This window comes from Arthrobacter sp. UC242_113 (genome assembly GCF_044054585.1).
Taxonomy (GTDB): Bacteria; Actinomycetota; Actinomycetes; order Actinomycetales; family Micrococcaceae; genus Arthrobacter.
This window is the reverse complement of sequence record NZ_CP171968.1, coordinates 2623959-2636409: the sequence shown is the minus strand read 5'-3', so window position 1 is coordinate 2636409 and position 12451 is coordinate 2623959. Positions and strand designations below refer to the sequence as shown.

Genomic DNA, 12451 nt, shown 5'->3' with positions numbered 1-12451 from the left:
GCACGGGGAGCCGCTTCCGTGCTGTAGGACGCATGCACTGACGAGGCCGCCGGGCAGAGGTGAGGGCAGGGTCTACGCCGGCACACCTTGAGTTAGCCGCGGGGCCGGTCTCAGGTAGTCGACAAAAAATCCGATGAGGTTCCCGCCGAAGACCAACGCCAATGCCGGCATAAGCGATACGGGACCCACATATGTCCTGATGTCGACGCCGACGAACATCAGGATGACGGTTAGCAGCACGTACGCGAGGGCCAGCAGCGTGGCGAAGGCGCCGACGACCTTCCCCCGTGACCAGCGGCTCTTCTTCGGAAACTGCTTGGCATACTCTGCGGCGGTGCCAAATTCATTTCTTGCCGGCTCCCCTGTAGCCGCTTCATGAGCCAGAACATCTTCCAGCGTTTCGGCGATTTCACGTTCCGAGAATCCGCGTATCCGGAGATTGAAGGCGAGGTCACGCTCGTATTTCATGGAGTTTCCTGTCTGTCTGCCCGAAAGTTCTTCAGCACTTCATCCATCTGAGACCACGCATTTGCAGCTCTTGCCAACTCGCGGCGGCCCTGTTCCGTGGTGGCGAACTGTTTGCGTCCTGGCCCTGCTGTGTCGTGCTGCCATTCATGGCCGACCAGGCCTTGGTCCTCCAGCCGTTTCAACAGCGGGTACAAGGTTCCGCCCTTAATCTTTGGGAACCCTCGGGAGCTCAACACTTCGAGCATGGCATAGCCGTGCATCTCCCCGTTGGCCAGCACCGCGAGTACCGCATGTGGCAGAGCTGCCCTGGTCAGCTCCTGTTGCCAGTCGATTTCATGCACAGCTAGATAGTCCCACTACTTAGATTGCATGGCAAGCTTCGTCGTCAGCCTCGTTAGCGTCAAGTCTGGACCGACGGGATGTGAGGACGCGTTTGGGTTTGGGCGACGGGATGTGAGGACGCGTTGGGTGGGAGGCGACGGGGTGTGAGGAAGGGTTGGGTGGGAGGCGACGGGGTGTGAGGAAGGGTTGGGTGGGAGGCGACGGGGTGTGAGGAAGGGTTGGGTGGGAGGCGCCGGGGTGTGAGGAAGGGTTGGGTGGGAGGCGACGGGGTGTGAGGAAGGGTTGGGTGGGAGGCGACGGGGTGTGAGGAAGGGTTGGGTGGGAGGCGACGGGGTGTGAGGACGCGTTGCGTGGGAGGCGACGGGATGTGAAGACGCGTGTGGGTTTGGGCGACGGGATGTGAGGACGCGTTCGGGGGTGCTAGGGGAGAGGGGCCAGGCGGGTTGCCAAGTGCAGGCCGACCAGCCGGCCGGTTCCCCGGGGGTCGCCGCCACAGAGGTCGAAGATGCGCTGCAGCCGGTGGTACATCGACTGCCGTTCGAGGTGCAGCTCGCGTGCCGCCTGCGCCGTGTTGCAACCGGAGTCGAGCCACACGCTCAGTGTCTGCAGCAGCTGCGAGTTCCGCTGCTCGTCGTGCTCCAGTACCGGCCCCAGCGTCCTGCGGACGAAGTCTCGGCGGGCAGCGGCATCGATACTGTCGGCAGCCAGTCGCTCGGCAGCAAAGGCATCCGCATCCCGCACCTGCCGGGCAGGACCGACGGCACGGCCTGTCCGCGGCGCCAGGTCCAGCGTCCGTCGGGCCTCCGCCATGGACCAGGCCGCCTCGCCGATGCCCTGCCCCAGCGGTCCGACGGCGATCGCGGAACCTTCCGGGACTTCCAGGTTGCCCATCGCCTCGATCAGCAACGACCGCGCGGCCCTGGTTCCCTCGCGGGGGAGGCCGGCCAGCGCGATGAGCTCCAGCTTGTCCGCATAGCTCGCGGCATGAGGAACCGCCCCTGCCAGAACCGCGTCCAGCGCCGGGCGCAACCGGCCCGATACGGCGGAACGAATCATGACGGCGGCCACCGGACCGTCGATGGCGAAGCCCGCCGCCGCCCCCAGCTGCTCCAGCCGCCACGGCTGGGAGCCGGAATGCACGGCGCGCATCAGTTCCGCTCCCGCCAGTTCCTTCAGGCCCGGCGGCATCCGCTGCAGCAGCGCCAGGCCAAGAATGTCGACCGACCGTTCGCCCGCCACCCGGATAAACGTCGGGTCGATACCTTCGGGCAGTTCCAGCTCCAGCCGCGCTGCCAGCACACCGCGGACCGGAACGTCGACCGCCGTCGTGCTCAAAGTCCCGGAACTTACTGCCCCGGAACTGACGGCTGCGGAACTAACGGTCCCGGAACTGACTGTCGCCGAACCGCCGGTTTCCGGACCGCCGGCGGAACCGCCGCCGTCGGCCGCTCCCGCACTCCCCGTAGAACCCGCACTCCCCAGCGTCAGGCCCGACGGCGACACCAGGCGGACGCCGGTCCCGGTCTTCCCGGCGAGCACGGCGAGCACCTCATCCAGCCCGCCGCCGTGGGCGAGTTCGGCGGCCATGGCGTGGCTGATCTCGTCGCCGCGCTGCAGCAGTTCCACGGACTGGCCAACCAGGATCGAGTTGATCTCTTGCATGATGCCCACGAAGGGCGCCACCTTGCGGAGCTCGAACAGCGGCAGGCTGTTGGACTCGGCAGCAACCAGCATCGACTCAGGGATGTCGGGCAGCGAAGGCCCGGTCTCAATGGCCAAGGCGGCGACGCCGCGGCCCGCCAGTTCGCGCACGTAGTCCACCCGCCGTTCATCGGAAGCCGTGGCCAGGGCTTGGCCGCCGCTGAGGAGCAACTCGCCGCCGCGCAGCAGGGGAGCGATGTCCAGGACCTCGCTCGAGTGCACCCACCGCACCTGCCGGCCCTCCACGGCGGAGGCGCCGGCGCGCAGGAGCGGGTCAGCCGCCGTGACGCTGCGGTGCTTCAGGACTTCGTCGAGGAACATGACACTCCGTCATAAGAAAGGGGATTCTCTTAGACGGATCGTACCTTGTTGCTGTGATGTGGCGCACATAGGCTTAACTCATCCCTTCTTCACGGAGGCTCTTCTTCCTCATACGGAGGCTTTTCCGATGCACAACTCCTCAACACCGCAGTCCGGGCCCGCAATGGAGCAGGCCGAGGACATCGAAGCCTGGCTCCAGCCCATTCCCGAATCCGCGCGCACCCGCAAGGTCTCCGGCCAGTTCTGGATCTGGGCCGGCGCAAACCTCGCCCCGATCAACTGGGTCCTCGGCGCCCTGGGCATCAACCTCGGACTTGGGTTCGCCGACACCGTCACCGTCCTGGTCCTGGGCAACCTGATCGGCATGCTGCTGTTCGGCTGCTTCGTCCTGCTCGGCCAGAAGACCGGCGCCACCGGCATGGTCCTGGCCCGCGCCGCGTTCGGCCGCCGCGGCAACTACCTGCCGGCCGCCATCCAGGCGCTGCTGGTGGTGGGCTGGTGCGCCGTGAACACCTGGATCATCCTCGACCTGGTCATGGCGCTGTTCGGCACGCTGGGCTGGGTGGATCCCGCGGCCCACAACTACGCCTGGAAGATCGGCGTCGCCACGTTCATCATGGCCGCCCAGGTCGCCATCGCGTGGTTTGGCTACAAGGCGATCGCCGCCTTCGAAAAGTGGACCGTGCCGCCCACCATCATCATCCTCGTCGTCATGTCCGCCGTCGCGTGGTTCGGCCTCAAGATCGACTGGACCTACGCCGGCCCCGCAGGCAACATCCTCGAAGGCTCCGAGCGCATCGCGGCAATGAGCGCGGTGATGACGGCCATCGGCATCGGCTGGGGCATCACCTGGTTCACCTACGCCGCCGACTACTCCCGCTTCGTCAGCACCACCGTGCCCAAGAAGAAGGTCTACCTGGCCTCGGTCCTGGGCCAGTTCATCCCCGTCGTCTGGCTCGGCGTCCTGGGCGCCAGCCTCGCCACCAACAGCGGCGAGGTCGACCCCGGCAAGCTCATCGTCCAGAACTTCGGCGCCATGGCCCTGCCCGTCCTCCTCATGGTGCTGCACGGCCCCATCGCCACCAACATCCTGAACATCTACACCTTCTCGGTGGCCACCCAGGCGCTCGACATCACCATCAGCCGCCGCAAACTCAACCTGTTCGTCGGCGTCTTCTCACTTATCGCCGTCGTCTACTTCATCTTCCAGGAGGACTTCGCGGCCGTGCTGGACGCCTGGCTGATCGGCCTGGTGGCCTGGGTGGCTGCCTGGGGCGGCGTGATGCTGGTGCACTTCTTCTGGCTGGAGAAGCGCTGGCCCGGCAACGTGGAACGGCTGTTCGACGGCGTCGGCACCCGCCGCCTGCCGGTGGTCAACTGGGCCGGCGTGACGTCGCTGCTCGCCGGAATCTTCGCCACCTGGCTGTTCATGTACGGTCTGGTCCCCGTGATGCAGGGCCCGATCGCGGTGGCACTGGGCGGCTGGGACCTCTCCTGGCTGGCCGGCGGCCTCACCAGCGCCGCTGTCTACGCGGTTCTCGGCCCCCGGCTGCACCGGCCGTACGTGACGGTGACGTCCGACGGCGGCACCGCGGCCGTTGCTTCCAGCGCACCTGACGCTGCCGAGGCACCCCAGCCGGTTCCCGCCGTCGAACACTAAATCCTTCTCTTCCTCTCCACTTCGCCCTCTGACGAAAGGAACTCCGGCATGAGCACCAGCGCCTTCGCGGATTCCCAGCACCCCATCACCTGGCCGGCCGGCTTCACCGCCGCAGCGTCCTTCACCTTCGACGTCGACGCCGAATCGTGCGTCATCGCGCACGACCCCGCCAGCACCCGGCGCATGTCGCTCATGAGCCACCAGTCGTACGGGCCCAAGGTGGCGGTGCCGCGGCTGCTGCAGATCCTGGCGCGGCAGGAGGTCCGCGGGACGTTCTTCATCCCCGGCTTCACGGCCGAAAGCTACCCGGACGTGGCGCGGCAGATCGTCGACGGCGGCCATGAGGTTGCCCACCACGGCTACCTGCACGAGCCGATGCAGGGGATCGACGCCGCCACCGAGGCGAGCTACATGGACCGGGGACTGGAGGCGCTGGAGAAGGTCGCCGGCATCCGTCCCGTGGGTTACCGGGCACCGTGGTGGGAATTGAACTGGCACTCCCCGGCGCTGCTCGCGGACCGCGGCTTCCTCTACGATTCGAGCCTGCTCGACGGCGACGCGCCGTACCGGATGTCGGTTGCCTCGGGTTCTCCCTCCGGCGCCGGCGACACCCGCGACATCGTGGAGATCCCCGTGGACTGGACCCTCGACGACTGGGAGCAGTACGCGTTCTACCCCGGCGTGACGGGCAGCGGCGTGATCGAAAGCCCGGCGAAGGTGCTGGAGATGTGGACCCTCGAGGCGGAGGCGCACCACTCGCAGGGAAGCTGCTTCGTGCTCACGAACCACCCGTTCATCTCGGGCCGGCCGTCCAAAGCCGTGGCCCTGGAGCGGCTGATTGAGCGGGTCAAGGGCATGGATGGCATGTGGGTGACCACACTGGAGCAGATCGCGGAGCACACCAAGGCGACCGTTTCCGAGGTGCACACCCACGCGAGGATCGAGGTGCCTGCCGCCCCCGGCTACGGCGCACGCTTCAAGCCTGGGCAGGTGCAGGTGCCCGCGCTCAGCTAGCGCGGCTTGGTTTAGAGACGACAGTCGAGCGCGAGCGGACACTTGAGGCCCTTCATTGCGGGGGCGCCAAGTGTCCGTTCGCGCCTCCTGCGTTCTGCGCCCGGCGTCGAATTGCCAATCGGCGGCCCGGCCGCCCTGCTGAAGGCGCCCTTAGTGCCCGGCCTTCACCGTCAGCACCTTCAGCGCGGCGGCGTTGACCTCCGCGGCGAAGGCAGGATTGTGCTGGGCGAGCTGCAGCACCGCGGTGTACATGGCGGGAATGGCCCGGGGGTTCGCGCACAGCAGCATGCTTCCGCCGGCATGGATGAAGCTCGTGGCCCGGGTGCCCAGCGCCCACGGAGCCAGCTGCGCCGCGTTGCACAGGTCGTCGGACAGGACGACGCCGGTGAAGTGCAGGTCCGAGCGCAACATCGTCCGCATGATCAGCGGCGAGAACGGGGCGATGTGGCCGGCATCGATGCGGGTGTAGTAGGCGCTCGAGACCATCACCCACCGGGTGCCCGCCTGTATCGCTGTCCTGAAGGGCAGCAGGTAAGGGTCGGAGCGTGTGGTGACGGTGTCCTTCACATTCCGGGTGGTATCCGTGTTCAGGGTGACGCGGCCCAGACCGGGGAAGTGCTTGACGACGGGGGCGATGCCTGCCTGGCGCATGCCGGCTGCGAAAGCGCCGCCGTGGGTCGAGACCGCCTGCGGCGTGAACCCGTATTCGCGGGCGAAGAAGCCGATGGGCGCGTTGCGCGGGGCGAATTGCCTGCTCGGCACTGTATCCAAAACCGGCGCCAGGTTCATGGTGAGCCCGGCCGCGTGCAGCTGGCTTCCCCACGCGCGCGCGTTTGCCTGGAGGGCCGCCGTCGTCTGGGTGCCCTGCGACAGTGCTGTGGGTATCGTCGAGAAGCCCGGGCCGCCGAGGACCTGGACGAAGCCGCCCTCCTGGTCGGTGGCCACGGCAAGCCGGATGCCGCCGGTGGTGGCCGCAGACACGGTTGCCGTCATCCGGCGAACGACGGCGGCCGTCGCCACGGTGCCCGCGCGGCTGCGCCCGGCGAGATACACATTGCCGACGTGGTACCTGGTGAGGCCGGCCATGGTGTTGGCGTCCGCTCCGGTGGCCGTTGCGGCCACCATGAACAGCTGGCCGACACGCTGCGCCAGCGTGAGCCGGGCGAGCTGCTGCGCCGGAGTGGGTGCCGCCGGAGTGGGTGCCGCCGGAGTGGGTGCCGCCGGAGTGGCTGCCGCCGTCGCAGCGGCAGTATGGCTGGCGACGGGCTTTGGCACGGGATGGGGGACAGCTGCGGGCTGGTTTGTTGAAGGATGGCTTACGGCGGGCCGGGGCGTTGCGGGGAGGACCTCGGCCCTTGCTGCTGAAAGGGGCTTGCTTGTTGCGGGCTGGGGTGGGCCGCCCGCTGCAGACAGAGCGAGCAAAAGCCCGGCTCCGATAACTGCCAACTTACTCAGATGATGCATGGTCACACGGCTTTGCTGGGAGCACTCATATATCAACGAGCGTACGCCGTTTCCGCCTGCCGGATACGCCCAGCTGAGTAACGTTTTGCCAAGAAGGGCCGCATCGCAGCCGCTCCAAGCAGCCCTTTTTAGCAAAACCACCGAGCAGATCGCTGGAGGAGTGCGGCGGCGGACCATAGGGGGCGTCTGCCTCAGCCCGCCGACTTGAGCTTGGCGTACACCACGTAGTTGTCGTTGAACAGGCCGGTGGCGGGGTCGTAGCCGTCGCAGGTGATGAGCCTCAGTTCCGGGCCCTTGGTATTGCCGTAGACCTCGAAAGTGGGGAAGTCGTTCTTGCGGTACGCGGCCGCCCTCGTCACCGTAAAGACGGCAGCACTCTTGTCGGCGCGCTGCACCCTGATTTCCGCGCCCGTCTTCAGGCCACGGAGGTTGGCGAAGACGCCGGGACCGCCGTCAGTGGCGTTGACGTGCCCCAGGAAAACGGCCGGGCCGGTCTCACCGGGCGACGGCGACCCGGAGTACCAGCCGGCAGGCGCGCCCGGCCCGTCCGGCGGCACTTCCAGCGACCCGTTGGCCCGGAGCTTCAGCTTCACGACCGGGGACTGGACCCCGATAGACGGAACAGCCACCGACACGGGAGCGGGGGCCGGCCGGGCAGGCGAGGGCACAATCGCTGTCCGGCCGGCCGCCGCCGTCGTGCTTTTGGCTGGGGACGGCGCCTTGGTAGGTGCCGGCGAGGGTGCCGGGGACGCTGCCGGCGGTGCCGTTGTGGTGGGGGCCGACGACGGCGCTATGGTTCCGCAGCCCGCCAGGACCAGGCTGCCGAGCAGCAGGAGGACAGCCGCGCTGCGCTGACGCTGGAATGAGGAATCCATGGCTCAGTGGTGTTCTTTCCAGCAGGCCAGGATGGTGGTGGCCACCTGGTAGGCGAAGTCGGTGGGAGCCACCTTCTGGGGTCCGACGGCGGGCGGCAGCCCGGTGGCGTTGACGTGCAGGGTGCTGCTGTCCTTGAGGAAGACGACCGACCCGTCGGGGGTCTGGGCCGCCGGGAAGCCGAGGTTGGCGAGGCCCTTGATGGGTGCCGCTTCGAGCTTGCCCTGCAGGGCGTCGAAGTATTTGCGTGCTGCGGCGGGGGCAGGGGATTCCTTCACGGAGATCACGAGCAGGCCGTCGGCGAGGTGGTACGTGCAGGTGTAGGTGCTGTCCGCCCATTCGTCCACGGCGTGCGGAGCCTGCTCCAGGGCCAGGATGGAGGAAATATCGTCCTTGGTTTCCTGTCCGCAGACCATTTTGGAGGCCTCCGAGGGGCCGGATGATTGGGTTTGGGCGTGCTGGTCACCGGAGTGCGTGGCTGCACGGCTCGACGGCGGCGGCGGTGCGCTCGCTGTTCCAGCCCGCCCCGTGCTTCCCGCGGCTGCGGCGCAGCCTGACAGCAGCAGCGACGCCACGGCCAGCGACACCACCGACACCAGCGCGCGGTTGCGGTTTCTCGTTGCTCTGATCATCCTCAGCGTCCTGTCCTGAAGCGTGGTTCGTCGGTGCGGCCGGGGTACTCCGGCTGCCGCGCAGGCCCTGAAGGCATCCGCGGCGCCGGAGTCCGTGCCGGAAAAGCTATGCTGCGTCGGCTGCCCTGCGGCGGCGGACGATGTAGGTTCCGCCCGCTGCGGCGGCGAGGACGAGGCCGCCGCCCAAAGCCAGCACACCGGCGTCGGTCTTCTGCGGAGTCTGCGCAACCCCGGTGTCCGCACCGCCCACCGGCATGTTCATCTGGCCGGCGGTCAGGGTGCCGCAGAGGGCCGGCGACGTGGCCGCCAGCGGCAGGCTGGGCACGAGGTCGCTCTTGGCAGCCTGGCCGGCGGCACTCAGGGTTGCGGGGTCCAGCCCGTGGACAACCACAACGGCGGTGCCGTTATGCAGTGCTGCCTTGGTCTCGGCGTTGAGCGGGAAGCTGCGATCGATGGTGTAGGCGCCGCCCTGGCCAGCGACCTTAAGGTCCAGGCCGGCCGCAGGGCTGGTATCGCCGCTGGTGGAGAGCGTGGTGCCGATCTTGCCGTAGGCCGGGGCGCCCTCGGTGGTGGAGATGACGCCGTCGCCGTTGGCATCGGCAGAGGGGGTGGGGCACTGGCCCTTGGCGCCGACGTGGATGTGCTGCACATGCGGGTACGGGGCGTTGTTGAACGTCGTGGCGAGGCCGGACACGTTGAGAACCACGTGCGCCTGGTCGCCTGAGACGTGCAGGGTCACGTTGCCAGAGGCGGAGCTGCCGTTCACCTGGCCGAGGGCGGCCTGGTAGGTGTGGTCGCCGTCGTGGGCCATGGCGGGTGCGCCGGACAGGGCGAGTGCGCCGAGAGCGAGGGTGGGGACGGCCAAAAGCCGCAAAGTCTTGTTCATCGGAAGCGTTCTCCTCGTGCGAGTGGTGGTGGATCTCCCGTGGATGGGACACAGGCAGTTCGGAGCAGCTCAGGGGCCGGATGGGCGTAAAAGTGAGTTGGCTTACTTTTCTTCCGCTGTCCGACATTGGGTGCGCGGCCGGAGCGGCACCGGAAGTACCGCCGGAGGGCCCCGACCGAGGGCATGGAAATGCCGCCCTGCGGTGTTGGGGGCCATCGCAGGACGGCATGGATCAACGGTACTGTGCCGTGCTTCGCCCCGACAGCATTTCCTTTGTGGTGGCGCAAATCTTAACGGTTTTCTAACGTCTTGCCGCGTTTGAGGCCCGGACCCGCGAGGGCCCCGGCCCGGCTTAGTACCGGCTCTTGATGAGCTTCATCATGGGATGGGAAATGATCCGGTGGACTCCAGGGAGTTTGGTCATCTTCTGGGTCTGGAAACGCTCGTATTCGTTGCCGTCCGCCACGTCGACCCGAACAATGTAGTCCGGCACGCCGTAAACACGCCGGACTTCCGTCACCTCCTCAAGTGCGGCCACGGCCGTTTCGAAGTCTTCCACGGTCTGCCGGTCGGTCATGGTGATCTCGACCGACATGATGACGCAAAACCCTCGTCCCGCGGCGACCGGGTCGACGACCGCCCGGTATCCGGCGATGATCCCGTCGTTTTCTAGACGCTGGACGCGGCGCAGGCAGGGAGCGGGCGTGAGGCCCACCCTGCGGGCCAGTTCGAGGTTAGTCAGACGGCCGTCTTCAGAAAGCTGCAATATTATTTCTCGATCAATGGCATCAAGCCTTTGTTGGTTGCTCACCGGGCCATTTTAGGGTGCAATATGGCAACCATAAAGCCGGCAAATCTCTCTACCATTGCGGCATGACCGAAAACACCGCGCCGCGAGCCCTCCCGACGGGACCGACGACGGCGCTCCCAACAGCCGTAAGCGCAGACGGAGCCAGCGCTGCGCCGGCCGCTTCAGGTGACGTCCGGATGGCCGTCCGGGGCTCCCTTCCTGCGGTGCTGGCCGTGCTGCCGATGGGGATCGCGTTCGGCGTCGTCGTGGCACAATCGACCCTCCCGTGGTGGTGGGCACCCGTGTTCGCGACAGTCATCTTCGCCGGCTCCCTCGAATTCCTTGTCCTAGGCATGGTGGTCTCACTGGCGCCGCTGGCCTCGGTCGCGGTGACAGCGTTCCTGGTGAATTTCCGGCATGTCTTCTATGCGCTTTCCTTCCCGCTGCATCGCGTCCACGGCCGCGGCGCCCGCACCTACAGCACGTTCACGCTCACCGACGAGGCATGGGCTCTGACCGCATCACCTGAAGCGCAGTCCTGGAGCCGGCGCCGGATCCTTGCCGTCCAAGCTACCTTTCAGGTCAGCTGGGTGGTTTCCGTCACCGCGGGTGCCCTTGGCGGAACCCTAATCCCCGATGGCGTTGTAGGCCTGGAGTTCGCGCTGACGGCGTTCTTTCTGGTCCTGGGCATGGAGGCCTATCGCGTCCGCAGGAGCATCCCGGTCCCCATCATGGCCCTTGGCTGTGCTCTGGCCGGCTACTTGGTCTTTGGCGAAGGCATGCTGGTCGCTGCCATGGCTATGTTCGTGGCACTTCTGCTGGTCCGCTACGCCATCGAGCGGAGGAAAACACGTCATGCCTGAGCCCGGCTATATTCTTGCCGCCGTCCTGATCAGCTCTGCCGTCACATGGGCACTGAGGGCCGCGCCGTTCGCACTCCTTGCACCGATCCGCCACAGCTCCGTGCTGCCGTACCTTAACGACCACATGCCCGTGGGCATCATGACCATCTTGGTCTTCTACACCGTCCGCCATACCCCCATGTCCCTCACTCCGGGGAGCGTCGCCGTCGCAGCGGGATTCGCTGTCACTGCCGGGCTTCACCTTTGGCGCGGCAACGCCGTCGTCAGTGTCCTTGGTGGTACGGCCGCCCACGTGGCGCTGGCCTCAACTCTCGCCGCCATCGCTTGACGGTTGGGCTAATGTGTCCGTTCGTCCCGGCTGGAACCTGTGGCGTGCGTCCTTTGCCAAAAAGGGCCGCTTGAAAGGCTTCGAAGCAGCCCTTTTTGGCAAAACCGCGGGTCACCCCGACGGCGGGTCAACCGTTGGCGGCCTTGGGCTCGGGTGCGGCCTGCCGCGACGAGCCAGCCGCGGGTTGCTCCTGGCTCGCGGCCCAGCTCGCCAGCAGTTTGAGGGCGTCTTCCTCGGCCGAGCCGGGCTGCGCGCTGTAGGCGGTCAGCGTCAGTCCGGGATCGGCCGGCAGATCCATGGCGTCGAAGGCGAGGGCGAGGGTGCCCACCACCGGGTGGTGGAAGTGCTTGAGGCCGGTCCGGTGCAGGCGCACGTTGTGGGCTGCCCACCGGACCCGGAACTCATCGCTCCGGGTGGACAGCTCCCCGATGAGGTCCTGCAGGGCCTTGTCATAGGGGTCCCTGCCGGCTTCGGTGCGCAGCAGGGCCACGGTGGTGTTGGCTGCGTCTTCCCACGCCGGATAGAACGTGCGGGCCCGCGGGTCGAGGAAGCAGAACCGGGCCAGGTTGACCTGCTGCTCCGCGCCGCCGAACGCCTCAGAATACAGGGCCCGGCCCAGGTCATTGATGGCCAGGATGTCCAGGCGTCCGTTGCGCACGAAGGCCGGAGACCCGGTCATCCCGTGAAGGATCGCCTGCAGGCTGGGGCGGACCGACTGCTTCCGGGCAGGTCGACGACGGGCCTTGCCTCCCGCGCTGGCCGCATGGGCAAGGTCGAACAAGTGCTCCCGTTCCGCTTCATCCAGCTGCAGTGCCCTCGCGACCGCTTCCAGCACGTCATCGGAGGCTCCTCCGAGGTTTCCCCGTTCGAGGCGGGTGTAGTACTCGATGCTGACCCCCGCCAGGGAGGCAACTTCCCCGCGGCGCAGACCGGGCACGCGCCGGTTGCCGCCGTAGTCCGGCAGACCGGCCCTGTCCGGGGTGATCCTCGCCCTGCGGGAGGCCAGGAAGTCGCGGATTTCGGTGCGGTTGTCCATGCCTATAACGCTAGGGGCATTCCCGTCCTGTGTGGGAGTCCCTGCCGGTACCCCTAAGAACAGTGACTCCCTT

Annotated in this window: 13 protein-coding genes; 4 read left to right on the top strand and 9 right to left on the bottom strand. The window is 67.2% G+C overall.

What is annotated here, in order from left to right:
- Positions 1 to 72 precede the first annotated feature (72 nt).
- The 3 genes from ACHMXB_RS11945 to ACHMXB_RS11935 all read right to left on the bottom strand — a co-directional run bounded on the left by ACHMXB_RS11945 (position 73) and on the right by ACHMXB_RS11935 (position 2832).
- The gene (locus ACHMXB_RS11945; RefSeq protein ID WP_395398536.1) at positions 73 to 468 is read right to left on the bottom strand and encodes a hypothetical protein; all 396 of its coding nucleotides are present in this window, start codon (positions 466 to 468) and stop codon (positions 73 to 75) included.
- Entirely contained in the window at positions 465 to 809 is a 345-nt protein-coding gene (locus tag ACHMXB_RS11940; RefSeq protein ID WP_395398535.1) for a PadR family transcriptional regulator, read from the bottom strand. The genes ACHMXB_RS11945 and ACHMXB_RS11940 overlap by 4 nt, the downstream gene beginning before the upstream one ends.
- Positions 810 to 1230: 421 nt before the next feature.
- Positions 1231 to 2832: a PucR family transcriptional regulator gene (locus ACHMXB_RS11935; RefSeq protein WP_395398534.1), complete on the bottom strand. Its 1602-nt coding sequence runs from the start codon at positions 2830 to 2832 to the stop codon at positions 1231 to 1233.
- Positions 2833 to 2959: 127 nt separating this feature from the next.
- Here ACHMXB_RS11935 and ACHMXB_RS11930 point away from each other — a divergent pair, with 127 nt between their 5' ends.
- Complete coding sequence (locus ACHMXB_RS11930; protein WP_395398533.1) at positions 2960 to 4492, top strand: purine-cytosine permease family protein; 1533 nt, start codon at positions 2960 to 2962, stop codon at positions 4490 to 4492.
- 48 nt (positions 4493 to 4540) lie between these two features.
- On the top strand, positions 4541 to 5506 hold the full coding sequence (locus ACHMXB_RS11925; protein ID WP_395398532.1) for a polysaccharide deacetylase: 966 nt from the start codon (positions 4541 to 4543) through the stop codon (positions 5504 to 5506).
- 150 nt (positions 5507 to 5656) lie between these two features.
- Here the strand turns inward: ACHMXB_RS11925 and ACHMXB_RS11920 are convergent, their stop codons facing one another.
- The 5 genes from ACHMXB_RS11920 to ACHMXB_RS11900 all read right to left on the bottom strand — a co-directional run bounded on the left by ACHMXB_RS11920 (position 5657) and on the right by ACHMXB_RS11900 (position 10172).
- Positions 5657 to 6781, bottom strand: coding sequence for a glycoside hydrolase family 3 N-terminal domain-containing protein (locus tag ACHMXB_RS11920; protein WP_395398531.1), 1125 nt, complete (start codon positions 6779 to 6781; stop codon positions 5657 to 5659).
- A 380-nt stretch (positions 6782 to 7161) separates the two neighbouring features.
- Positions 7162 to 7845 carry a class F sortase gene (locus tag ACHMXB_RS11915; protein ID WP_395398530.1) on the bottom strand — a complete coding sequence of 228 codons (684 nt, stop codon included), beginning with the start codon at positions 7843 to 7845 and terminating at the stop codon, positions 7162 to 7164.
- 3 nt (positions 7846 to 7848) lie between these two features.
- Complete coding sequence (locus ACHMXB_RS11910) at positions 7849 to 8475, bottom strand: hypothetical protein (protein WP_395398529.1); 627 nt, start codon at positions 8473 to 8475, stop codon at positions 7849 to 7851.
- Between the two features lie 106 nt (positions 8476 to 8581).
- Complete coding sequence (locus ACHMXB_RS11905) at positions 8582 to 9361, bottom strand: hypothetical protein (RefSeq protein WP_395398528.1); 780 nt, start codon at positions 9359 to 9361, stop codon at positions 8582 to 8584.
- A 352-nt stretch (positions 9362 to 9713) separates the two neighbouring features.
- Positions 9714 to 10172, bottom strand: coding sequence for an Lrp/AsnC family transcriptional regulator (locus ACHMXB_RS11900; RefSeq protein WP_395398527.1), 459 nt, complete (start codon positions 10170 to 10172; stop codon positions 9714 to 9716).
- 62 nt (positions 10173 to 10234) lie between these two features.
- Here ACHMXB_RS11900 and ACHMXB_RS11895 point away from each other — a divergent pair, with 62 nt between their 5' ends.
- Together ACHMXB_RS11895 and ACHMXB_RS11890 are read left to right on the top strand one after the other, a co-directional pair.
- Positions 10235 to 11014 carry an AzlC family ABC transporter permease gene (locus ACHMXB_RS11895; protein ID WP_395398526.1) on the top strand — a complete coding sequence of 260 codons (780 nt, stop codon included), beginning with the start codon at positions 10235 to 10237 and terminating at the stop codon, positions 11012 to 11014.
- Positions 11007 to 11342, top strand: coding sequence for a branched-chain amino acid transporter permease (locus ACHMXB_RS11890; protein ID WP_395398525.1), 336 nt, complete (start codon positions 11007 to 11009; stop codon positions 11340 to 11342). The genes ACHMXB_RS11895 and ACHMXB_RS11890 overlap by 8 nt, the downstream gene beginning before the upstream one ends.
- 127 nt (positions 11343 to 11469) lie before the next feature.
- Here the strand turns inward: ACHMXB_RS11890 and ACHMXB_RS11885 are convergent, their stop codons facing one another.
- Complete coding sequence (locus ACHMXB_RS11885) at positions 11470 to 12378, bottom strand: helix-turn-helix transcriptional regulator (RefSeq protein ID WP_395398524.1); 909 nt, start codon at positions 12376 to 12378, stop codon at positions 11470 to 11472.
- Positions 12379 to 12451 lie beyond the last annotated feature (73 nt).

Bases quoted from the DNA above. Each gene is read 5' to 3' on its own strand.
- ACHMXB_RS11945 (WP_395398536.1), bottom strand. From the start codon at position 468: ATGAAATACGAGCGTGACCTCGCCTTCAATCTCCGGATACGCGGATTC.
- ACHMXB_RS11935 (WP_395398534.1), bottom strand. From the start codon at position 2,832: ATGTTCCTCGACGAAGTCCTGAAGCACCGCAGCGTCACGGCGGCTGAC.
- ACHMXB_RS11930 (WP_395398533.1), top strand. From the start codon at position 2,960: ATGCACAACTCCTCAACACCGCAGTCCGGGCCCGCAATGGAGCAGGCC.
- ACHMXB_RS11925 (WP_395398532.1), top strand. From the start codon at position 4,541: ATGAGCACCAGCGCCTTCGCGGATTCCCAGCACCCCATCACCTGGCCG.
- ACHMXB_RS11915 (WP_395398530.1), bottom strand. From the start codon at position 7,845: ATGGATTCCTCATTCCAGCGTCAGCGCAGCGCGGCTGTCCTCCTGCTG.
- ACHMXB_RS11910 (WP_395398529.1), bottom strand. From the start codon at position 8,475: ATGATCAGAGCAACGAGAAACCGCAACCGCGCGCTGGTGTCGGTGGTG.
- ACHMXB_RS11905 (WP_395398528.1), bottom strand. From the start codon at position 9,361: ATGAACAAGACTTTGCGGCTTTTGGCCGTCCCCACCCTCGCTCTCGGC.
- ACHMXB_RS11895 (WP_395398526.1), top strand. From the start codon at position 10,235: ATGACCGAAAACACCGCGCCGCGAGCCCTCCCGACGGGACCGACGACG.
- ACHMXB_RS11890 (WP_395398525.1), top strand. From the start codon at position 11,007: ATGCCTGAGCCCGGCTATATTCTTGCCGCCGTCCTGATCAGCTCTGCC.
- ACHMXB_RS11885 (WP_395398524.1), bottom strand. From the start codon at position 12,378: ATGGACAACCGCACCGAAATCCGCGACTTCCTGGCCTCCCGCAGGGCG.